Origin of the sequence: Oceanobacillus sp. FSL W8-0428 (assembly GCF_038004405.1) — a bacterium.
Lineage (GTDB): Bacteria > Bacillota > Bacilli > Bacillales > Amphibacillaceae > Oceanobacillus > Oceanobacillus sojae.
The window spans coordinates 2,450,320-2,472,859 of record NZ_JBBORB010000001.1 but is presented as its reverse complement, the minus strand read 5'-3'; the positions used below and the strand labels follow the sequence as shown (position 1 = coordinate 2,472,859).

Sequence of the window (22,540 nt, the reverse complement as noted above, 5' to 3'; positions counted from 1 at the left end):
AGTTTTTGGTTCGCTATCTAACCCAGTTGGTTTTCCAGCACTTTTTGCCTTATTCTTCATCGTCAATTCTCTGTTCATATGCCTCATGATTAGGCATCACACCTGTATACTTCCCCTCAATATCTGCCGCTAGAAAGTCCTCTACATCAATTTCCCTTTCTTCTTCATCTCCAAATTCATTGAAATTCCCTGCATACTCTATCGAAGAACTGGATGTTCCATACTGCTTGACGTCTTCCCAGCTATTTTCTCCACCATCATCCCTGCCTTTAAATACCTCTTTGGGTGGTGTATCTCCATGATATGCTGGTTTCTCCGCATGCTCCGCACAGCAATCAGCAGTCGGCAAAGCTTCTAAGCGCTCTGGATCAATATTTCCTCCACACATCTTACAGATACCATACGTTCCTTCCTCCATAGCGTGCAGAGAATTGTTTATCTCTTCCAGCTCTGATTCTGCAAGCCTTCGTAAAGCACTGTCCCTCTCTTTGTCAAAGAGCTCAGTCCCAGTATCAGCGGGATGATTATCGTAATTAGATAATTCACCTGATACTTCTTGACTGAATTCATATATTGCCTCTGTCTCTTGATTTATTTTTTCGATTAATTCTTCCTGCCTTGCAAGAATACGCTTCTTCAGCTGATTTATATTAATCGTCATTGTTCTCCTCCCCCTTTATACATTCATAAGCAACTACTGTTTTATTGTGAAATCATTTTATACTATATGTATCCTGCATGATTCAATGCAAGGCAATCGTTGCCAAGTTAAACGAGAATATTTTTATGTAAAATTCTGAAATCATATTAACTGAAAATAGTTGCGTTTCGCAAATTTTCGTGACAAACTCAAGGTAAAGCATCTATATAAAGGAGATGGATATAATGATCACTGCATCAACTGCAACAATTGGCTTTATTGGTTTAGGTGTTATGGGGAAAAGCATGGTAAAAAATTTAATGGATGCCGGCTATAGCCTGAATGTTTACACAAGGACGAAATCGAAAGCGGAAGAACTGTTAGAAATTGGTGCAAACTGGCACGATGATCCAGCAAGCTTAGCAAAAGCAAGTAATGTAATTATTACGATGGTTGGTTATCCTGCAGATGCAGAAAAAGTCTATTTTGGTGATAACGGCATTTTAAAAAATGCGAAAAAAAATACTTATGTTATTGATATGACAACCTCTAAGCCCAGCTTGGCAATTGAAATTTATGAAGCAGCAAAAAAAGAAGGGCTGGCTGCTTTAGACGCGCCAGTCTCCGGCGGAGATATCGGTGCAAAAAATGGTACATTGGCAATCATGGCCGGTGGAGATAAAAAAGCTTATGATGAAATTGCTCCGATATTTCGCGTTTTAGGTGAAAGAATTCATTTACTCGGACCTGCCGGAGCAGGTCAGCATACGAAAATGGCAAATCAAATTGCTATCGCTACCAATATGATCGGAGTTTGTGAATCAATTATATATGCAAAGAAAGCAGGATTAAATGCGGAAGAAGTACTAGCAACTATTTCCTCGGGAGCTGCCGCCAGCTTTTCTCTGTCTAATCTGGGTAAAAGAATGCTGGAACAGGATTATGAGCCCGGATTTTATGTGAAGCATTTTATCAAGGATATGGAAATCGCCTTAGAATCTGCCCATACTATGGGAATGCCTGCGCCCGGGCTGGAACTATCATTAAAGCTCTATAAAGAATTAGCTGATATGGGTGAAGCTGACAGCGGAACACAGGCCTTGATTAAATTGCTTGCGCATGAAGCAGAGCTGACATTATAAGCAAGCTTATTTTCAACATTAAAAAACCCCGAATGCCTCTCAAGACATTCGGGTTTTTTTAACCAGGTCACCCTAGCTTTTTATATTACTCATATTCGAATTACAGACGAACAACGTTAGCAGCTTGTGGGCCACGGTTGCCTTCAACGATTTCGAATTCAACATCTTGACCTTCTTCAAGAGTTTTGAATCCTTCAGCTTGAATTGCAGAGAAGTGTACAAATACGTCGTCTCCGTCTTCACGCTCGATGAAACCAAAACCTTTTTCTGCATTAAACCATTTTACTTTACCAGTCATTATCATGACCTCCTTATACAAGATATGCAAAGTCATTGAAACCTAAATACTTTTACACCGTCTTGGAAAAGAGATCGTAAAGTATTCTTGTAACTCCAATTACCTTTTGCAAGTATTATTTTAACCCCTTTCATAAAAAAATGCAAGTCAATATCGGTGAGTATTATCAAACAAAATTCGACGTTTTTCAATGGAAGAAGCGTTTTCATAAAACTGCAGCTACTGCTTTAATAAAATCCATAATTTTTTATAATTACCATAAATAGGAATAAGATATTATTCACCTGTTTATAAAGGGGAAAAATACGTAATTATAAGTTAAAGGGAAGCTTTATTCAGCGGGAGTCTTATAGCCATTTCCATTATGGCAAATTAAACGAGGCTGGGACATAACTAGCCAAAAATAATGAAAAGATGGATTTCACATTGGGTTTTGATGTGAAATCCATCTTTTTTGAAATCATTTATAAGTAGATACATAAAAAAGCAGCTAGAGGCAGTGTATCTTCTCAGATTCACTGCCATTAAGGCGAATCCCAATTCATTATCCACTTTGGATTTTCCTCGTACAGAGAAACGAGTGAAACCCAAATTAGCCTTCAAAAATCCAAAGAAAGGCTCCACATCTATCTTACGTTTTCCGTAAAGCTTGCCCATTTCTTCATCTGAAAGCTGTTCTCGTATCATTTTCTTTTGTGCTTCCCATTTTTCATTATAAAATATTTTCCGATGGTTACCTTCCTTTGCCTTGGTACATTGCTCTCGCAAAGGACAGCCTGTACAATCTTCACATTCATAGACCTTAAATTGTCGCTGGTAACCATACTTGTCTGTGCGTTTGGAGTTATAGCGATAAGTAACAGCTTGACCATTTGGACAAGTAAAGGCATCTATTTCGGCATCATAATCCCAGTTAGCGGTGTTAAAGGGATTATTTTTATATTTTTTCTTCTTCTCTTTGCGGTACATACTATAGGTAATCAAGGCAGTTCGTAACCGGTTCAGGGTGACATCTTCTATATTCTGTTCACTTCCATAAGCCGCATCAGCTACGAGGACATCAGGCAACGCAAAATAATCCTTTTCAATACGATCTAAAAAAGGAATCAGCGTTCGTGTATCGGTAGGGTTCGGAAAAATATCATAGGCTAATGCGTAACGTCCTTCTGTTGCCAATTGCACATTATAAGCAGCTTTCAACTGTCCGTTCTTCATATGGTCATCTTTCAATCGCATAAAGGTTGCGTCGTGATCCGTCTTGGAATAGCTGTTACGTTCTTCTAAAATCTCCAAGGCTTCTTCATATTTTTCTTGACGACAGATGAAATCGTGCACCTGTTTTAAGGCTTGTTTTGGCTGCTTTCGTTCCGAACGCAGGGCTTTTCGGTCTTGTGCTTTTTCAATCGATTCGATTTGTTTCGTATACGTTTGGACAGACTTATCCAAATTCGCTGCCATCTGTTGAAGTTCTTGCGTCGATAGAGCTTCCGGGCTTTCCCGGTTGATTTCTGGAATAATTTCTTTTTCCACTAATTCTTCATAGAGGGCATGGGACTTCTCTACAAGTTTCGTTTGATAACGCTCGATCGATTTTCGCCAGACAAAGGTGAATTTATTGGCATTGGCTTCAATTTTGGTCCCGTCAATAAAGATAGCCTCCGCATCGATCAACTCTTTTTCCACCAGCTGACAACGAAATTGGACGAAGCACTGACGCAATAGTTCTTTTACTTCTGGATTCACACGAAAACGGTTGATAGTACGGTAACTCGGCTCATATCCTTGCGCAAGCCACATCATTCGCACACTATCTTTTAATAATGCTTCGATTTTTCGGCCAGAGAACACCGACTGGGTATAAGCACATAAAATAATTTTCATCATCATACGCGGGTGATAGGCGGGACAGCCTGTTTGACGGGTAAAACCGGTGAAAGCTTCTTCTGGAATCTGTTCGATAAATTCATGGATGGTATAAGCAATATCATTTTCTTGTAATTTCATCTCGAAATCTAATGGCAAAACGACTTGATTTACGTTATAATATTTAAACATAAGGATACCTCGATTCTGTTTTTGTAGTGGTACTTTAACTTTATCAGAAGGTATCCTTTTTTTGTACGTTTATTTCATTTTTTAATCAAATTAAAAAAGTGACTTCCTACTTAAAATCATAGTAGAAAGTCACTTTTTCTATTTTTACTGGCTTTTGTCCCAGCCTCGTCCAGGTAAAGTAATATAATTTTTTCTATTGTGATTACTCCAAGAATTCTTATAAAATATCTAGACTTACTACAATCGCTACAAGCAATTGAATTAATAGCTGAATATTAATTGCAATATCTGTATCTGTTGTTGTTATATTAACATTTTTCGATTTTTCGACAATAGTTTTTTGACGGTTGCTTTGTTTCGTTTTCATCACTTGTTCTAAATCCTGGAATACAGCCTTTGCCTTATCCGAATCACCTAATGAAATACTGAGGACTAGAGCAATAGCTACTTCAATACCTACCTGTAAGCTGATGGCTGCTTGTGTATCAGTCGTTGTTACTGTAACTCCCTCGGAATCTTTAATAATAATCCATTCCTCGGAGGACTGCTTCGTTACGTTCTTTTGTTTCGCATCCTGCTCTACATCTGCTTGATTATTACGGTCGTCATCACAGTAATCTAAGGCTCTCCACTCTTTTTTGTGCATCATTTTATCTTACACTCCTTTCTATACCATATTGAGATTACAGAATATCAATCATGATTACCAAAGCAATGAGTATTTGTAAAAGCAGCTGAATATTTACCGAAATATCAGTGTCCGTTGTTGTAACAGTTGCATCTTTTGTATTATAGATAAATATTTTTTGTTTATTTACTTGACTGGAACTGATTGTTTGCATTAATTCTTGTTCGACTGCTTCTTCATCTGCAGAGCCAGCAATAGATAAACGAATAACAATGGAAATAGCTAATTGCAAAGCAGCTTGCAGAGAAGCACTGATCTGAGTGTCTGTTGAGCTCACTGTGATATTGCATGATTCTTTTACCCAGATAACCTCCGCAGACTCCTGCTCCATATACGAATATTCATCTCCAGTTTGAACAACACTTGCCTCACCAAAATTCGGACTAAAGGAATTTTCAAAATAAGCCGGTGCAGATTGGTAATTATTTGTATCGCAGTCTGTTTCTTTAGGCTGACACGCATAATCGTCTCCATATAAATCTTCATGAAAACGATTTGTTCCTTCTGTTTTACTTCTGTAGACAGACATCAATTAACACTCCTTTCTAAAAGTACTAAAATAATTTATGGTATTGATAACTATACTTCCTGTACACCCGCACAAAGAACACGGAAAATAACAAAATCACCTAGTCCAAATTTAGGGAATATGCAATAAAAGAAGCCTTATAAAGAGAAAATTTCTTTTCATCTCTAATCTATAAGAATAGGAATAGCATCATGGTGTTTTTACTGCCACATAAAAATGTGAAGAAATAATTGATTTTCTCCACATTTTCAAAATCACTACTCTTCCGTTTTAGATTCATTCCTTTTTTGCTGAAACTCCTCCACTTGCTGTTTTAAATCCGTAACCATTTCCTTCAGCATTTCGCGCTGCTTTTCAGAAAGGTTATTTTTGACCTCTTCCGGCTTTATACCATTTTTACGAAAAACACTGTCCACCATTACCTCAACCAGTTTATCCGGCATCGTTGCTTTTTTAGATGATTCACTCATTGTTTTTTCCTCCTTCCATCATAGATACTTCATTTTATGGAGGGCAGGACTGGATTGACTATGCTCGAGTCCAAGGGCTTCTAAATAATGGTGGACATATTTCATTGTTATGGACTGGAATCAAGCAGAGAAACATGCTAAAATAAAAAATTGCAAGACGAAAAATGAATAAACAAAACCAGACTCATTTGTGTATCTTGCAAATACAAAATGAACAGGTGGTATACCAAATGGAAACAAAACAAGATTATCAGGTTTTACTTTATTACAATTATGTACACATTGAGGATCCTGAAACATTCGCTGCAGAGCACCTTAAGTACTGTAAAGAACTTGGGCTGAAGGGGCGTATTCTGGTAGCTGAGGAAGGTATTAACGGAACAGTTTCAGGTACTATTGAGCAGACAAATGCCTATATGGAGCATATGCATGCTGATCCCCGCTTTGAAGATATGGTATTCAAGGTGGACGCTCATGATAAACATGCTTTCAAAAAAATGCATGTACGCCCAAGAGGTGAATTAGTTACGCTTCGTTTAGAGGATGATATTAACCCATTGGAAACTACTGGTAAGTACTTAGAGCCAAAAGAATTCTATGAAGCATTAAAGGACGAAAATACAGTGGTATTGGATGCCCGCAATGATTACGAATTTGATTTGGGCCATTTCCGCGGAGCAATCCGTCCAGACATTCAAACCTTCCGTGAATTGCCGGATTGGGTACAGGAAAATAAAGAAATGCTTGAAGATAAAAAAATTGTAACGTATTGCACAGGAGGCATTCGCTGTGAGAAATTTAGCGGCTGGCTCAAGGATGAAGGCTTTGAGGACGTAAGCCAATTACATGGCGGTATCGTTACCTATGGAAAAGATCCTGAAGTTCAGGGCGAATTATGGGATGGACAGCTATATGTATTTGATGAACGTATCAGCGTTCCTGTTAACCGCAAAGAGCATGTTATTGTCGGAAAAGATTACTTTGACGGGGAACCTTGTGAACGTTATATAAACTGTGCAAATCCCGAATGTAATAATCAAATTCTCGCTTCTGAAGAGAATGAACATAAATATTTACGCGGATGCACACATGAATGCCGTATCAGCCCACGTAATCTTTATGTAAAAGAGCATAATTTATCTACAGAAGAAGTTAAAGAGCGTTTAGCAGCTATTGGCGAAACACTTCCGGAAACAACAACTGTTTAAATAAATATATAATCGAAAACAGGCTGGAGATTCTCCAGCCTGTTTATTATTTTTGATAAATAATCAGCCATTCATTATCCTTGTTTTTCATTCCAGTACCGATATACCCTTCCTCCATAAGATTTGCTTGACCAGTAATATCGTTCATTTTTATTTCTCTATGTTCTCCATCACCAACGTTGTGCAATTGTAAATCATTACAATAAATATAACGCAGCTTCCCGCCATACTTTTCCTTCATTTTATAAATCCGCATTCCCAGAGCAAATTTATCTTTCATACTCGGAATATTTCCCGGGGCAACTGTAGCTAAAACATAGCGATATGCAGTTGAATCCAACTGCTCCATAATAAATTTTCCCATTCTTGTCTGCAATCGATTCCCCCGAAAATCAGGATGTACATTAGAAATCTCCGAATAGATAATTTGTGCATAATCTTCTTCTGTCAGCCCGATATCTTTTCCCAGCCCCTCTTCATCTGCAGCCGGATTTAGAAAAGCCCGAAATGCAACCAGCTTCTCCTGATGAAAAATGCCGACCATCAGCGAATCTCCCTCTAATATTGTAAGGAACTCGTCCTCGTCTAAGGGCTCAAGTCTGTTTTTATCCTCCAATGCTTCATAAACTGCCGTTTGCAGCTCTATAATTTCGGGTAAATCAGTAGTAGTGAGGTAGCGTAAATAAGTATTTTTATCTTCCCCATTTAATGGGAGATATTTTACAATTTCTGTCACAGGTAAACGTCCTTTCTTGCTATGATACAATTAAATCAGATAGAGCTATTCTTTTAGAGGATGTTCAAAAAGTCTAATAAAAATGACACGGCGAGTTTCTGCGTTGACGGGAGTTTCTTGGTCCTATTCATCGGACTTTTTGAACACACACTTTTAGATGCATTTACATCTTATCATTTTTTTAAGGAGGAGTAATATGACAAGTATATACGATTTTTCAGCAAAAACAATTGAGGGTGAAGAGAAGCCGCTGTCAGATTATAAGGGGGATGTGCTGCTCATCGTAAACACAGCCAGTAAATGCGGCTTTACTCCTCAATTTAACGGACTGCAGAAATTGTATGACCAATATAAAGATCAGAGCTTTGAAGTGCTTGGCTTTCCATGCAATCAATTTGGACATCAGGATCCTGGAGCGGATGAAGAGATTAACCAGTTTTGCAAACAGAATTATGGGGTTTCCTTTCAAATGTTTTCTAAAGTGAATGTAAAAGGAAAAAATGCACATCCTCTTTTTGCTTTTTTAACAAGCGAGCAAAAAGGTATACTTGGCGAACAAATTAAATGGAATTTTACAAAGTTTCTTATTGATAAAGATGGACAAGTTGTAAAACGATTTGGTCCGCAAAAGAACCCGGATATAATAGAGAAGGATGTGGAAGCACTTCTAGATGGATAAGCAATAAAAGCGCAGAGGATATATTAAGAACATGACTTAGTTTAAACCATGTTCAATCTATCTTCCGCGCTTTTATCTTTAGAGTACTTTTTCCAAAAAGCTTTGGGCCCGTTCGGTGCTTGGATTAGTGAAGAATGTATTTGGCTCCGTTTCTTCCAGCAATACACCATCATCTAAAAAGAGTACCTTATCTGCAACTTCCTTTGCAAAATTCATTTCATGCGTAACAATTACCATCGTCATGCCTGTCTCCGTCAAGCCTTTCATAACGTCGAGTACCTCTTTTACCATTTCCGGATCAAGTGCGGAAGTTGGTTCATCAAAAAGCATAATTTCCGGTTCCATTGCGAGTGCTCTGGCGATGGCAACACGCTGCTTCTGTCCGCCAGACAGTCGATTGGGGTATGCTTTTTCTTTATCGGTCATACCTACCCTTGCCAGCAGGTTTTTCCCAATCTGCTCCGCTTCTTTTTTCGATAAACCCTTTACTTTTTGTGGTGCATACATTACGTTCTCCAAAGCAGTCATATGGGGAAAAAGATGAAAATGCTGGAATACCATTCCAATATTTTTTCTTATTTCCATTTTGTTAACCCTTGGAGAAGTAATTTCCTCATCATTTATATAAATTTGTCCAGAGGTTGGCTCTTCCAATAGATTAAGACAGCGCAGAAAGGTTGATTTTCCAGATCCGGAAGGGCCGATAATTGTCACAACCTCACCTTTTCCAACTGTTGTACTGATACCTTTTAACACTTCATTCTTACCAAATACCTTTGTTATATTATCTGCTTTAATCACTCTGTCTCATCCTCCGTTCAACATACCTTCCAGCCAAAGTTAGTATGGTAACCATCACCCAATAAATTACTCCTGCGAAAAAGAGCGGTTCGAAGTTTCTATATAAATCGGCTCCGGCAATTTGTGCACGGCGCATTAAATCCAGATAGCCAATAGTAGAAACTAATGCCGACTCTTTTGTTAATGTAATAAATTCATTCATGAGTGCAGGAAGAATATTTTTAAATGCCTGCGGTAAAATAATATTTAGCATCATGGAACGATAAGGAACACCTAACGCTTTGGCTGCTTCGGTCTGTCCTTTATCCACTGCCATAATACCGGCACGGATAATTTCAGATACATACGCGGCTGAGTTCAAGCCGAATGCTAATACAGCGGATAAAAATGCCGATATATCATAGCCAGTTAATTGGGGGATTGCTAAGTATATAATCATTAATTGCAAAATAAGTGGTGTACCGCGAAAAATAGATGTATATACATCTGCAATTGCCTTCAACGGCCAAAAGCCCGTTATTTTAAAAATTGCCAAAATAGTACCCAATATAAACCCTGCCAAAATGGATACACTAACAAACTTTAATGTTGCACCTATTCCTTCTAGTATAAAAGGAATATAAGGCACGATTTGGGAAAAATCCAAATTCATGCCCTATCACCTCGTTTCTTTATGCTGTATTTTATTCAACAGAGCCTGGTATCCATTCTTCTTTTAAGCTCTTTAAAGTGCCATCTTCTTCTAATTTTTCTAAAACGGCATTTACATCATCCACTAAATCACTGTCTTTAGGGAATGCGATTGCCATACCCTCAGTTGAAGAATTGGGATCATCAAATCCAAAGAATCCTTGGGAATCCATATATCCCAGAGCAACTTCCTTAGACAGATAGACAACATCGATACGGTTCGCATTCAATTCCTGAGCTAAAATCCCGGCATCATCTACCTTTTTCACCTCAATATTATACTCTTCCGCTAAAGCATCTGCGCCATTTTCTTGAATGGAGCCCAGTTGTACACCAAGTGTTTTTCCTTCAAGCTCATCTAAAGATTCCATTGCTTTATCTTTGGTAACAAACATTTGTCCAGTATCATTATAAACATTAGAGAAGTCTACATTCTTTTTACGGTCTTCGCTTGCATTCATTCCTGATATGACCATGTCCACACGATTTGCTTGCAAGGAACCAATCAGACCTTCAAATTTCATATCTTCAATTTCTAATTCCATATCCAGTTCTTCAGCGATAAGCTTTCCTAATTCAATATCAAATCCTTCAAACTCACCTTGAGGATTTCGTGATTCATATGGAGGGAAATCAGCTGATGTTCCCATTTTTAATACATTTTTATCCCCGCCAGATGATTCAGATTCATTATCATCTGATCCGCAAGCAGCCAGTAAAGCTGTAAATAGTAATGTGCTGAAAAGTAAAATGAGCTTTTTTTTCATTAGACGTTTACCTCTTCTTTGTTTTTATTAAATTCTTCCTTCATTGCCTGAACCGCTTCTTCATTTGTCAATAAATCATAGCCTGTTTTCGCTAAAGAAAGAGCCCCTTCATACAATGCCAGATGCCCATCCTCAGTAATAGTCTGATTAGCAAATTCTTTCGTATGAGCAATTAAGCCTTCTTTGTTTAAGCCGATATACGGATGAATAGCCGGAACTACCTGGCTGACATTTCCCATATCAATCGAACCATAAGATTCTTTTGCTCCATAAACAGGCAGGCGGCTTGTCTCTTTTAAATTTGCAGTAAACAAATCAGATAAAACCTGATTCGTTGTCATATCGTCATAGCTTAATTCATAGTTGGATATATTTAATGTTGCTCCAGTCATTAAAGCTGCTCCTTCAGCAATATGCTTTACCTTTTCTACTACTTCATTAAGGTAAGGACGATTATTTGCCCGGACATAGAACTGTGCAACTGCTTTATCAGGAACCACGTTCGCAGCTTGTCCTCCATCAGGAATAACTCCATGAATACGGACATCTGATTTCACATGCTGTCTCAATGCATTAATACCGTTAAACAATTGAAGCACACCATCTAAGGCATTAATCCCTTTTTCCGGAGCTGCTGCAGCATGTGCTGTTTTTCCATGATACTCAAATTGGATTGCATCCATAGCCAGTGATTCGCCGCTTACCTGTGATGTATCACTTGGATGCAAAATCATCGCAGCATCAATACCGTCAAACACTCCCTGCTCACTCATCGGTACTTTAGCTCCGTTTGTTTCCTCTGCAGGAGTACCGAATACATAAACAGTGCCGCCAATTTCATCAATAACTTTACTTAATACAACTCCTGCACCGACACTCATCGTTCCAATTAAATTATGCCCGCAGCCGTGACCTACACCTGGAAGTGCATCATATTCGGCCAGATATGCAATTTGAGGACCAGGCTTTCCGCTTGAGTAGGTTGCTTTAAAGGCCGTATCACGACCAACAATCCCTTTTTCTACTTTAAATTGATGTGACGTTAAATAATCTGTTAATAGCTTCATAGATTCATATTCTTGATCTCCAAGCTCTGGATTATCAAAAATAGTGTCGCTCAAGTTCGTTAAATCATTAATTACTTTATCTAGTTCGTTTTTTAAATTTGACTTCATATTTATTCCCTCATTTAATGTATAATTATTAATTAATATGTATATTTATAACACGATTTTGCATGCTTATGCAATAGGCAAAATAATAATTATATTTTCAGATAATTATTCAAGCTTATATATTGATATTTACAAGAAGTATATCCCTCAACCCAGGATCGTATTTTTACTAAGAAAGGTTACTTTAATTCCCCAATAAACCATCATAGCGGTATCCATCTTCATCTGTAATTATTTCTTTAAAGCCTGATTCTTGCATATCATTTGGAATGGATATACCCCATTCAGTCTAAATTTTTCTACTATCAGAAAGAGGCAATCCCTTAAGCACTTTATATATTATCTTTAATACATAAAAGCAGACTGAGCTGCAAAACCCAGTCTGCTTCCATTTTTCAGTTATTAATACGCTTTTGCCCAGTAAACTAATTCCTTTGCCTGCTTCCCGCAGCATACGCATGTATCAGATACGCTTTCCGGTTCAAATGGAATACAGCGGGAGGTTGCTGTTGTTTCTTCTTTAATCTTTTCTTCACAGGCTACATCTCCACACCACATTGCTTTGACAAAGCCGCCCTTTTCAATTTCTGTTTTAAATTCATCCATATTTTTAGCTGTATGGGTCATCTCTTCACGATGCTCTAATGCACGATTATACAGATTTGCCTGTACTTCATCCAGCAATGCAGCAAGACGCTCTTCCACATCTGCCAGAGCAACAAATTCCTTCTCGCCGGTATCACGGCGGACAAGAACGACCTGCTCTTTTTCAATATCCTTTGGCCCCATCTCAACTCGGACCGGGATACCTTTCATTTCATATTCATTAAATTTCCAGCCTGGCATTTTATCACTGCCGTCAATATCGACACGGGCAACTTTTGCTAATTTATCACGTAGAGCATAAGCTTTGTCCAGTACGCCTTCTTTATGCTGGGCGATTGGAACAATCATTGCCTGTGTCGGCGCAACCTTTGGAGGCACTACTAGTCCGCGGTTATCACCGTGCACCATAATTAAAGCTCCCATAATCCGGGTAGACAAGCCCCATGAAGTTTGATGAACAAACTGGCTTTCCCCATTTTCATCCAGATAGGTAATATCAAATGCTTCTGCAAATCCAGAACCAAAATGATGCGATGTAGCAGATTGCAATGCTTTCCCGTCATGCATCAATGCTTCAATCGTTAAGGTAAATTCCGCCCCTGCAAATTTTTCTTTATCTGTTTTCTTTCCTTTTAACACGGGGATGGCTAAATATTCTTCCACCAGCTTGGCATAAATTCCAAGCATACGATTTGTTTCTTCGGTTGCTTCTTCATCTGTTGCATGTGCTGTATGCCCTTCCTGCCAATGAAATTCAGAAGAACGCAGGAACGGACGTGTCGTTTTTTCCCAGCGGACCACATTGGACCATTGATTATAGAGCTTTGGCAGATCACGGTAAGAGTGAATATTATTTGAATAATAATCACAAAACAGTACTTCAGAAGTTGGGCGTACTGCAATACGTTCTGTTAATTCCTCATCTCCGCCATGAGTTACCCAGGCAACCTCAGGAGCAAATCCCTCTACATGATCTTTTTCCTTTTGCAGCAGACTTTCAGGAATAAACAGCGGAAAAGCAACGTTCGTATGACCTGTTTCCTTAAACATACGATCTAATTCATCTTTAATATTTTCCCAGATTGCATAACCATAAGGTTTGATAATCATTGTTCCGCGCACTTGACCATAATCAACAAGCTCTGCCTGCTTGACAACGTCTGTATACCACTGTGCGAAATCGTCCTCCATCGCTGTAATTTTTTCTACAAATTGTTTATTTTTCTTACCCAATTGTAAGCACCTCTTTCTTATTTAACTCTTCTATTGTTTGAAATTCCATATAAGTGTGTGTTCAAAAAGTCTGATAAATAGGACCAAGAAGTTCAAGGCGGTGCCGCTTTGAGGAACGGAGCGTATGCTTTAACATACGTGAGTACCGGAAAAGCAAACCAACGCACTTCCGCAGGATGCGGTGACTTCTACGTTGCCCACACGACGTGGGCGTTCTTAGTAGAAGATCCTCTTATCGCCGTGTCATTTTTATTGGACTTTTTGAACATCCTCTATAAACGCAAAAAATCCTCCATCCTTATGAAAGGGACCGAGGTTAAACAGGTGGTACCACCCTTGTTTATATATAAGCTGCTGTCTATTATTTTACAGACAGGACCGGCAAATATATACACTTCATTTGATAACGGCCAAAACCGCGCCAATTTCAGAGCAGTATCTCCTTATATGGCGAACTCGGGAGGCAGGTTCCCTTGTATGTCTATGAAAAAGTCTCAGCATCCTTTTTCTCTCTGTATTAGACAGTAACAACGTACTATTCTCCGTCAATATTTCAACTATGCTTTTAATATATAGTTCTCACTGATGAAAGTCAAGAAGCAGACGATTTTTTACAGTTAAGAAAATGGGAATAAGGCATTTGCTGCCTGCTTATAACCAGACCGCGATAAAGAACCAGACAATCATAATCAACTGCAGGACAACTTTTGCAACAGAACCTCCTAAAAATCCTAAAAAAGAACCAATGGAAGCCCGGATTGCTTCTTTCACTGTTCTCCGTTGCATCATTTCGATAGCGAGCACTGTTAAAAATGGAACATAAATAATTCCAAATGGCGGAGTAATAAAGGAACCGATAATAACAGCTACCGCAGCGCCTCTTTCTCCTGCTTTACTGCCTCCAAATTTTTTCACAAAATAACTGTTGGCAATAATGTCCGCAACAAAGAGAATAACTGTGATCACAATCATTCCTGCCCAGAACCACCAGTTCAGGGTCTCACTATTTATAAAGAAGTAATAGATTAGAAATCCTCCCCAAATAGCAATAACAGACGGGATCATCGGAAAGATAATTCCCAGAAAACTTGCGATAAATAACAGGATAATGATTATCCATAATAAAATATCCAATTCTTGCACACTCCTTAATAAAAAGCTTACTTTTTCAGTATCCCCTATAATATAAGTTCAAAAAAACCCTTATCTAGGCACTCTTTTTAAACATACTGGATAACCTTGTCTCTTCCTTTAATATAATCCGGCGATAATTCTCCATATGCTTGTATATACAAAGCAGTGTTAAAAATATAACCACCAGCGCAGGCCCATTTCCAAAGAAATAGTAGGTTGTAATAAGAAAAGATACATACATAAACAGGACGCCGATAACAAGATAGTCTGTTGCAAAAGTAAAGAACAATAAAATAGCAATTCCAATTAAAGCAACCCGCCAGTCAATGGCAATTAATGCACCAATCAGGGACGCGGTACCTTTCCCGCCGCTGAAGTTCATCGTTATAGGATAATTATGCCCAATAATAACAAATAAAGCAGTCAAATAAATATATAAGGAAGCCTCTCCAGCCGGGATTCCTGCTTCTCCTAAAATAAATAAGACGAGTAAAATGGCAAGTGTAGCCTTAAAAATATCAATCAGCGCAACCACAATACCATATTTCCAGCCTAACAGAATTGTTGTATTAGATGCTCCGGCATTTTTGACACCTTCACTCTTAATATCCCGCTTCTTTATTTTCCCGATAATTTGCGATCCATGAATACAGCCAAAAATATAGCCTATTAAACAGCTAATGAAGTAATACATTGATTTCCCTCCATTTCTGTTAAGTTTCTCTTATTATATGTCCAGAATGCTTAAGAAATCAATTTGTAAAACAACCATATTTATCTAGTTGTTCAATGCATCATCAGGAACTTGTTCATGTTATGATTACTAATAGAGAGAAATTTTTTAAAGGAGTCAGAAATAACGAATGAAAGCTTTAAAGCATTTTACGCTTTCCTGGATTGCTATTATTCTTTTTATAGGTTTGCTGTTCTGGCTTTACCAGCAGACAAATTCTTCTTATGAAAGAGTGGATGGAGAAGAAACGATATCAGAACTTCATCCCGCTGTCCAGGAAGCTGTCGATACGTTAATTGATCGTGCTGATGATATTGATATAGAGGTTGTTATTACAGATGGCCTGCGTACAGAGGAAGAACAGGAAACGCTGTATGCAAGAGGCAGAGAAAACGAAGAAGATATTGTTACCCACGCCAGAGCAGGTGAAAGCTATCATAATTATGGTTTGGCTGTGGATTATGCGATTCGGAACAACGACGGAGAAATTATCTGGGATATTCATTATGACGGGAATAACAATGGAGAGCCGGACTGGTTTGAAGTTGCAGAAATCGCAAAAGATTTAGAGTTTGAATGGGGCGGAGATTTCAATGGCTTTACAGATTATCCGCATTTGCAGATGACATTCGGATTGAGCATTTCTGAACTGCAACAGGGATATCGTCCCTCCGTTGAAGAAGAATAGGATGGTAATTAACATATACTCCACGCAAATATTTTTCATAAAAAGAAATTCAGGCAGAGGCTTTTATTGTCTGAATTTCTTTTTATTTACCAAAGTATCCAGCAGCTATTAAAACAATTTAAGTTCTTTTATTTCTTTCTTTGTTTCATCCGTTCCGAGTTCGTATAGTTTATGATAAACAGTAATCAAATCCTCCTCATAGTTATCCCGTTTTTCATCGACTGGCCGTTCATCAAATGGTTTCCCCACGAATTTAACTGCATCTTTTGCATTTTTTTCTTTTCTCGCAAACAGAACTTCGATTTCTTTTACCTCTTCTGGTGTTGCATATATCTCATACTCAATACCGTTGTCAGGCAGCGAAACCTCGCTAATTTCTTCCGTATCAACTGTTACAAAATATTTATTTCGTACCATTATTGGAAACCTCCCCTTTCTTATAAAGCTTTTTCCCTTTTTAGCCGAGCTAAAACTTCTCTTTTAGATTATAAGAAAATGATACCCGAATTGTAATATTTCTTAAAAAATCGTTTAGAACCCTAGTTTTAATTATTATACTTGTTCAATATCCGCCAACCATAAGTACTCTAAAATTAATTACAAAGAAAAAAGACCATCATTTGATGATCTCGCTTTTCATTTCTTGAACGTAATAGATTAACATTCCATCCAACAACGTTTATCCTTTATGCTTTCGTATTCTTTTTATTTGCCAATGTGTCTATCAGCCAAAAAAAGACACTCGGATAAACAGACAAGAATATAAAATTAATTATCATTTCTCTGTTATTAAAATCAGGGAAACCTCCACCTAATACGAAATATGCCAATAAAGCAATTACTATTCCCGCTAAAACATGCAGGACGGCTCTCAAAGTATTCCCAGCTTCTGTATTCATAATCCCGGATGTTATTTTATCAATTCCGGCAGAAGCTGGAATCCCTGCAAGAAAAACAATTGGAGCTATATACCAGAGAGAAAACCAAAAAGAAAATAATAAAACTTCCGAAGCAACTGTAAAGAATGCTGTATTAAATTCCTTGCTTGCAGATTCAGTTATCATAGTAAATACAAATCCCATATTGAAAGAAGTAATACATGCTGCCAATAGCTTACTTTTTGAAAAAATATTTTTTAACATAACAACGTCCTTTACTGAATCTCAATTACATCCATTAAAAACAGTAATTCTTTTTGAAATTTCCTTACTCTATTCTTCTTCATCCTCATAAATATATTGCGAAGTTTCATCACTTCCGGAAGCCTCAATAAACACAGAAAAAGAAGTATACCACTCATCCTTCCAAATCCAGATTCCCTCTTGTTCATGTTCTTTATAATAGATATTCTCAGTCAGAAGGTTGTTTTTATTTTCTTGAAAGAAATTGGCAATAAAAATGCGTGATGCACTGGCAGTAAATTTATTTTCTTTTATCTCATTATCATACACATTATACTGCAGCAGAAGCTGTCCGCCATCTAACTCTTTTGTGTCATTTCGAAAGAGAGTATTTCCCGAAATCAACGTATCACGGGTACCGCCTCTTTCTTCATCATATCCGCCGATAGATATTCCGGTATAATAATTATGTGAAACCAGGTTATCTGTTATTTGAATATCCTCAGCATATTTCCCGGCATGTTCTGATGTAGCTTCAATTCCAATATCATTCTCATACAACTCATTCTTATCAATAAGAATATCTTTCCCTCCATCTACATAAATAGCCGCTGCATTATACTCCTCGCCATACGCCGGATTAGCAAAGGAGGATATATGGTGCACCGTATTATTTTGCACCTTACCATTCCGGGCATAATCAGCGTCAGGATTATCGGCAATTCCTTCGTATCCTATCAGATCAATTCCGATATTATCACTGAACCGTACCATATTTTCTTCTACTGTAAATCCATCAATATCGCCATTTAATACAATCGATTCACTGGCACCCAGCTTTAAATCCTCAACAAGGTTATGTACGATATTTATATCCTTCATGGAACCTGTTCCATATACGGCAATTCCATGACCGTTCCCTTCCTCATGCAAGGTTTTTATTCCTTTAACAGTATTGTCCTCCACTGTAATATGACTGCTGGAGCCAGTAATAAAAATACCCATTACTGTTTCATCCATCAAATCCGTCGTTACATTTTCTATCGTTAATCCTTCTATGTTTATATAATTCTTATCCTCCAGAACAACAAGCGCTCGGTCTCCATCTGCAGAATCCATATTGCCGCCATCAAGGGTAACTTCTTCCTCTTCATACGACTGAAAAGTGATTGGCTTCTGCTTCGTACCGGTGTGCTGAACAATCAGCGGCTCCTCGTACGTTCCTTCACGAATAACTACTGTTGTTCCTGCCTCTGCTTCAGAACTTGCTTTAGCAATTGTTCGAAATGGGTTTTCCAGTGTGCCTTCATTTTGATCGTCTCCATCCATTGCTACATAAATTACCTGATTGGCAGGAAGATGCGTGCAGAAAGCAAATAACACACCAGCAGCACATCCTAATACTATAAATAATCCGATTTTCTTCATGATTTTCTCCTAAACAAATTTATTTCTTTTCTTCTTTCTAATTCTCATTATCCCTGTCGTTATCCTTTTCCTCCTCTTCATCAGGAAGCGGATCTATTTTATGCTTATAGCCGTATCCTTTTGATAAAGTAACTAAAGATAAAATAATAACCATTGCAACCACAATGACTGAAACAGCAATTACTGCGATATAAGAACCCATGATATACCTCCATTATCCCTTCTTATCTTCTATCCTATTAAACTATACATACCTTTTCAATAAATTTCTATCCTTCCTCAAAAATGTTGTTCCTGAGTTATATAGAGAATAAGCAACTATACTACCGGATATATTGGTATTTTTAAGTTATTTCCCAATCATTCCATTAAACAGCATATAAAGCATATTTTTGCTGAAATATACAGTTTGAGAATATTTTTCTTTCTCTGTAACATATTTGTTAACTCATGTTGATTTCATGTAATATTCTTTTTTTAGAGAATAGCGACAATGTTAATCAACATTTTTTATTATCTATTATTTTTTAAGGGGGAGCATTTAGTTGAGAAACAAAATAATACTTATTGGTCTTGCTTTATTTCTATTGCTGCTGGCTGCTTGCGGCGGTTCAGATAATAGTTTAGAAAGCATTCAGGATTCTGGTACGGTCGAAGTCGGTTTTGCAAATGAATCACCTTATGCTTATGAAGAAGATGGTGAATTAAAAGGAGCGGCCGTCGATATTGCCACAGCAGTTTTTGCTGAGCTTGGTGTTGATAATGTAGAAGGTAAATTATCTGACTTCAGTGAGCTGATTCCAGGAGTACAGGCAGGACAGTTTGATGTTGTTACTGCTGGTATGGCTATCCAACCGGACCGCTGTGAAAATGCACTTTTCGGTGAGCCGGAAATGGTATATGGCGAAGGGCTTGTTGTAGAAGCAGGTAATCCATTATCTATTGAAAGCTACAAAGATATTGCAGATAATCCGGATATAACAGTAGTTGTTATGGAAGGAGCTACAGAAATTGAATTTTTAAAATCAGAAGGAGTTGCCGATGACCAAATCATCACTGCATCTGATATTCCTGCAACCTTCTCTGCTATACAAGCAGGACGTGCTGATGCAACAACTGGTACGGAAATGACCGTTCGAATGGCTTTTGAATCTGCTGACACAGAGGATTTAGAAATTGTTGAAAGTTTTGAACAGCCAGAAATAGACGGTGTACCAAGCTATGGTGCAGCTGCATTCAGCCTGGAAAATGAAGAGCTTCGTGATGCATATAACGAAAAATTAGAAGAGTTAAAAGAAGACGGTACTGTTGCTGAATTATTGGAACAAAACGGATTTCATCCAGAAAGCAATTTTGTTGAAGCCGGCTCTGTAACAACGGAGCAAGTATGTCAGGGTGAATATTAATCTTGAAAGTAGATGAAACAGATATTTTCAGACTCCATAGGGCGGTTCCTTCACTAAGGAGCGCCCTATCTTTGTTTTGGCGAGTAATAAAATCCCAGTAAAAATGCACACACAATAATTATTAAGGAGGTATTTACCATTAGTGCAATATTAGAGGTTGCCCCGCAATTATGGCGTGGTATTCAAATAACTGTATCTATTTTATTTGCTTCTGCACTGTTTGCATATGCTATGTCATTTATAGCAGGACTATGCCGACTTTCCAATAATTTTATATTACGAAAATTGACTGGATTTTATGTAGAGGTATTTCGGGGGACATCGTTGATTGTTCAGCTATTCTGGCTGTATTATGCAGTTCCGATGCTATTTGGGATTAATCTGGGTTCAAATTGGTGGATTGGTGTCATTGCAATTGGCCTAAACTATGGCGCATATCTTTCAGAAGTCGTCCGCAGCTCCATTTTATCTGTATCTCAAGGACAGTATGAAGCTGCAACTGCGTTAAATATGTCTTCTTTTCAAAGGATGCGCCTTATTATTTTCCCACAGGCAGTACGTATGATGCTTCCTGAATTCGGTAACTATACCATTCAAATTTTAAAAGGGACCTCTCTTGTCTCTTTAATTGGATTAACGGATATTTTATATTATGGAGATGTAATGCGAAGCACCAGCTTATCTTTATCACCATTGATTTATCTAACTGCACTTATATTCTATTTCATATTAGCCCTTCCGTTAATTTTCCTTACCAGGAAGGCTGAAAAAATTGCTAAAAAGGGGGTAGCTAGCTGATGAACCTGAATTATTGGAGCTGGGATACATTTTTCGATGCGTTACCAGTGGTATTACAAGGGCTTGGGATTACGATTGGACTGACGTTTGCCAGCTACCTTTTTGCCTTAATTTTTGGTTTTTTGTGGACATTCTTACGCCGCGTCCCAAATCGTTTTATTCATTTCATTGTCACTTGGACCATGGAATTTATACGCTCTACGCCTCCACTTGTTCAATTATTTTTTATCTATTACGCCTTACCGGTGATACCTTATATTGGAATATCACTTCACCCATTCGCTTGTGCCGTGTTGGGACTTGGTATACACTTTAGTACGTATATTGGTGAAATTTATCGCTCTGGAATTGAAAATGTGGATAAGGGACAATGGGAGGCTTCTACTGCACTGAATATTTCTACATGGGATAAATGGCGAAGGATTATTCTTCCGCAAGCAATCCCGCCGACCATTCCAATGCTTGGAAATTACTTTATTATTATGTTTAAAGAGGTTCCTCTGGCATCTACCATCGGGGTAGCAGGTATTATGCTGCTTGCCAGATCATATGGTGCGGAAAACTGGTCCTACCTTGAACCGTTAACCATTGTAGGAATCATTTTCTTAGTACTAAGCTACCCTTCTGCAGTGCTGATTAAGAAGTTAGAGAATCGTTTCAACAAAAGATTCGATAAAAATCAAATCATGAAAGACAAAGGAGCAATGCAATAATGGCTGAACCAATCGTTACCTATAAAGATGTTCATAAATCCTTCGGCGATGTAGAAGTGCTGAAAGGAATTGATTTAGATATATACCCGGCTGAAAAAGTAGCTGTCATTGGCCCAAGCGGTTCTGGAAAAACAACCATTATCCGTCTGCTGATGACATTGGAGCAGCCAACAGCGGGCGATATTATCGTGGATGGCCGTAATCTGTGGAAAATGGAGAAGAACGGGAAATGGATTCACGCAAATGAAAATCATTTACGCTCTATTCGCGGAGATATTGGAATGGTATTTCAGCATTTCAATCTGTTTCCACATATGACTATTTTAGAAAATTGTATGACAGCGCCTGTTCATGTGAAAAATGAAGAAAAAAGTGATGTGAAAAAACGTTCCATAGAAATGCTTGAACGTGTAGGACTTGGAGATAAGCTGGATAACTATCCCAGCCAGCTCTCAGGAGGACAGAAGCAGCGTGTAGCTATGGCCCGTGCGCTTGTTATGCGCCCAAAAATTATGCTGTTTGATGAGGTTACCTCAGCACTTGACCCTGAGCTTGTGGGGGAAGTTTTAAATGTCATTCGTGATATTGCAGAAAACGATGATATGGCAATGATTCTTGTCACACATGAAATGGACTTTGCCCTGGATATAGCAGATAAAGTACTCTTCTTAGATGAAGGGGTTATCGCGGAGCAGGGAACTGCAAGTGAAGTTATTGAGCATTCCGAGAATCCCCGCGTACAATCGTTCCTGCAGCGTTTTAGAGGATAAATGAAGAGAATTATACTGCTGAACATTGCTTA

At 38.1% G+C, this 22,540-nt stretch carries 26 protein-coding genes and 1 other annotated feature; of the genes, 8 read left to right on the top strand and 18 right to left on the bottom strand.

Annotated elements, in window-relative coordinates:
- Positions 1-49 precede the first annotated feature (49 nt).
- Entirely contained in the window at positions 50-661 is a 612-nt protein-coding gene (locus MKY30_RS11620) for a TraR/DksA C4-type zinc finger protein (RefSeq protein ID WP_147211179.1), read from the bottom strand.
- A 224-nt stretch (positions 662-885) separates the two neighbouring features.
- On the opposite strand from MKY30_RS11620, the gene MKY30_RS11615 reads away from it, so the two are divergent.
- Positions 886-1,782, top strand: a complete 897-nt coding sequence (locus MKY30_RS11615; protein WP_341083993.1) for an NAD(P)-dependent oxidoreductase — start codon at positions 886-888, stop codon at positions 1,780-1,782.
- A gap of 100 nt (positions 1,783-1,882) precedes the next feature.
- Here the strand turns inward: MKY30_RS11615 and MKY30_RS11610 are convergent, their stop codons facing one another.
- The 5 genes from MKY30_RS11610 to MKY30_RS11590 form a co-directional block, all read right to left on the bottom strand.
- Positions 1,883-2,083, bottom strand: a complete 201-nt coding sequence (locus MKY30_RS11610) for a cold shock domain-containing protein (protein WP_198048619.1) — start codon at positions 2,081-2,083, stop codon at positions 1,883-1,885.
- A gap of 390 nt (positions 2,084-2,473) precedes the next feature.
- A complete protein-coding gene (locus MKY30_RS11605; RefSeq protein WP_341083900.1) occupies positions 2,474-4,135 on the bottom strand; it encodes an IS1182 family transposase in 1,662 nt (553 codons plus the stop codon).
- A gap of 217 nt (positions 4,136-4,352) precedes the next feature.
- Entirely contained in the window at positions 4,353-4,784 is a 432-nt protein-coding gene (locus tag MKY30_RS11600) for a spore coat protein (protein ID WP_147211182.1), read from the bottom strand.
- 34 nt (positions 4,785-4,818) lie between these two features.
- On the bottom strand, positions 4,819-5,352 hold the full coding sequence (locus MKY30_RS11595) for a spore coat protein (RefSeq protein WP_156985649.1): 534 nt from the start codon (positions 5,350-5,352) through the stop codon (positions 4,819-4,821).
- A 257-nt stretch (positions 5,353-5,609) separates the two neighbouring features.
- Entirely contained in the window at positions 5,610-5,822 is a 213-nt protein-coding gene (locus MKY30_RS11590) for a spore coat protein (protein ID WP_147211184.1), read from the bottom strand.
- 230 nt (positions 5,823-6,052) lie between these two features.
- Here MKY30_RS11590 and trhO point away from each other — a divergent pair, with 230 nt between their 5' ends.
- The gene (gene trhO, locus MKY30_RS11585; protein WP_156985650.1) at positions 6,053-7,030 is read left to right on the top strand and encodes an oxygen-dependent tRNA uridine(34) hydroxylase TrhO; all 978 of its coding nucleotides are present in this window, start codon (positions 6,053-6,055) and stop codon (positions 7,028-7,030) included.
- A gap of 46 nt (positions 7,031-7,076) precedes the next feature.
- Here trhO and MKY30_RS11580 read toward each other — a convergent pair whose 3' ends face one another.
- A complete protein-coding gene (locus MKY30_RS11580; RefSeq protein ID WP_341083990.1) occupies positions 7,077-7,766 on the bottom strand; it encodes a hypothetical protein in 690 nt (229 codons plus the stop codon).
- Positions 7,767-7,962: 196 nt separating this feature from the next.
- Here MKY30_RS11580 and MKY30_RS11575 point away from each other — a divergent pair, with 196 nt between their 5' ends.
- Positions 7,963-8,445 carry a glutathione peroxidase gene (locus MKY30_RS11575; protein ID WP_147211187.1) on the top strand — a complete coding sequence of 161 codons (483 nt, stop codon included), beginning with the start codon at positions 7,963-7,965 and terminating at the stop codon, positions 8,443-8,445.
- Positions 8,446-8,523: 78 nt separating this feature from the next.
- Here the strand turns inward: MKY30_RS11575 and MKY30_RS11570 are convergent, their stop codons facing one another.
- From MKY30_RS11570 to MKY30_RS11540, 7 genes are all read right to left on the bottom strand, one after another.
- Positions 8,524-9,246, bottom strand: coding sequence for an amino acid ABC transporter ATP-binding protein (locus MKY30_RS11570; protein ID WP_147211189.1), 723 nt, complete (start codon positions 9,244-9,246; stop codon positions 8,524-8,526).
- A complete protein-coding gene (locus MKY30_RS11565) occupies positions 9,239-9,898 on the bottom strand; it encodes an amino acid ABC transporter permease (protein ID WP_147211191.1) in 660 nt (219 codons plus the stop codon). Before MKY30_RS11565 ends, MKY30_RS11570 begins: the two co-directional genes overlap by 8 nt.
- Before the next feature lie 31 nt (positions 9,899-9,929).
- Positions 9,930-10,703, bottom strand: coding sequence for a substrate-binding periplasmic protein (locus MKY30_RS11560; protein WP_147211193.1), 774 nt, complete (start codon positions 10,701-10,703; stop codon positions 9,930-9,932).
- A complete protein-coding gene (locus MKY30_RS11555; RefSeq protein WP_147211194.1) occupies positions 10,703-11,878 on the bottom strand; it encodes a M20 family metallopeptidase in 1,176 nt (391 codons plus the stop codon). The genes MKY30_RS11560 and MKY30_RS11555 overlap by 1 nt, the downstream gene beginning before the upstream one ends.
- 402 nt (positions 11,879-12,280) lie before the next feature.
- Positions 12,281-13,717: a proline--tRNA ligase gene (gene proS / locus MKY30_RS11550; RefSeq protein ID WP_147211195.1), complete on the bottom strand. Its 1,437-nt coding sequence runs from the start codon at positions 13,715-13,717 to the stop codon at positions 12,281-12,283.
- Positions 13,718-14,019: 302 nt separating this feature from the next.
- Positions 14,020-14,275, bottom strand: a binding site (T-box leader).
- 93 nt (positions 14,276-14,368) lie between these two features.
- The gene (locus tag MKY30_RS11545; protein ID WP_339284846.1) at positions 14,369-14,851 is read right to left on the bottom strand and encodes a DUF456 domain-containing protein; all 483 of its coding nucleotides are present in this window, start codon (positions 14,849-14,851) and stop codon (positions 14,369-14,371) included.
- Between the two features lie 73 nt (positions 14,852-14,924).
- Positions 14,925-15,545 (bottom strand): glycerol-3-phosphate acyltransferase, encoded by a 621-nt coding sequence (locus tag MKY30_RS11540; protein WP_147211196.1) that lies wholly within the window; start codon positions 15,543-15,545, stop codon positions 14,925-14,927.
- A gap of 169 nt (positions 15,546-15,714) precedes the next feature.
- Here MKY30_RS11540 and MKY30_RS11535 point away from each other — a divergent pair, with 169 nt between their 5' ends.
- Positions 15,715-16,272, top strand: coding sequence for a M15 family metallopeptidase (locus tag MKY30_RS11535; protein ID WP_339284843.1), 558 nt, complete (start codon positions 15,715-15,717; stop codon positions 16,270-16,272).
- A 108-nt stretch (positions 16,273-16,380) separates the two neighbouring features.
- Here the strand turns inward: MKY30_RS11535 and MKY30_RS11530 are convergent, their stop codons facing one another.
- The 4 genes from MKY30_RS11530 to ytzI form a co-directional block, all read right to left on the bottom strand.
- Positions 16,381-16,689, bottom strand: coding sequence for a hypothetical protein (locus MKY30_RS11530; RefSeq protein WP_339284841.1), 309 nt, complete (start codon positions 16,687-16,689; stop codon positions 16,381-16,383).
- Between the two features lie 269 nt (positions 16,690-16,958).
- Complete coding sequence (locus MKY30_RS11525; RefSeq protein WP_339284839.1) at positions 16,959-17,414, bottom strand: hypothetical protein; 456 nt, start codon at positions 17,412-17,414, stop codon at positions 16,959-16,961.
- A gap of 69 nt (positions 17,415-17,483) precedes the next feature.
- Entirely contained in the window at positions 17,484-18,821 is a 1,338-nt protein-coding gene (locus MKY30_RS11520; RefSeq protein WP_341083986.1) for a right-handed parallel beta-helix repeat-containing protein, read from the bottom strand.
- A 37-nt stretch (positions 18,822-18,858) separates the two neighbouring features.
- Positions 18,859-19,023, bottom strand: coding sequence for a YtzI protein (gene ytzI, locus MKY30_RS11515; protein WP_147211203.1), 165 nt, complete (start codon positions 19,021-19,023; stop codon positions 18,859-18,861).
- Between the two features lie 343 nt (positions 19,024-19,366).
- Here ytzI and ehuB point away from each other — a divergent pair, with 343 nt between their 5' ends.
- The 4 genes from ehuB (at position 19,367) to ehuA (ending at position 22,508) form a co-directional block, all read left to right on the top strand.
- A complete protein-coding gene (gene ehuB, locus MKY30_RS11510) occupies positions 19,367-20,227 on the top strand; it encodes an ectoine/hydroxyectoine ABC transporter substrate-binding protein EhuB (RefSeq protein ID WP_147211205.1) in 861 nt (286 codons plus the stop codon).
- A 138-nt stretch (positions 20,228-20,365) separates the two neighbouring features.
- Positions 20,366-21,025 (top strand): amino acid ABC transporter permease, encoded by a 660-nt coding sequence (locus MKY30_RS11505; RefSeq protein WP_147211206.1) that lies wholly within the window; start codon positions 20,366-20,368, stop codon positions 21,023-21,025.
- The gene (gene ehuD / locus MKY30_RS11500) at positions 21,025-21,738 is read left to right on the top strand and encodes an ectoine/hydroxyectoine ABC transporter permease subunit EhuD (RefSeq protein WP_147211208.1); all 714 of its coding nucleotides are present in this window, start codon (positions 21,025-21,027) and stop codon (positions 21,736-21,738) included. The genes MKY30_RS11505 and ehuD overlap by 1 nt, the downstream gene beginning before the upstream one ends.
- The gene (ehuA, locus tag MKY30_RS11495) at positions 21,738-22,508 is read left to right on the top strand and encodes an ectoine/hydroxyectoine ABC transporter ATP-binding protein EhuA (protein ID WP_147211210.1); all 771 of its coding nucleotides are present in this window, start codon (positions 21,738-21,740) and stop codon (positions 22,506-22,508) included. Before ehuD ends, ehuA begins: the two co-directional genes overlap by 1 nt.
- Positions 22,509-22,540: the final 32 nt, after the last annotated feature.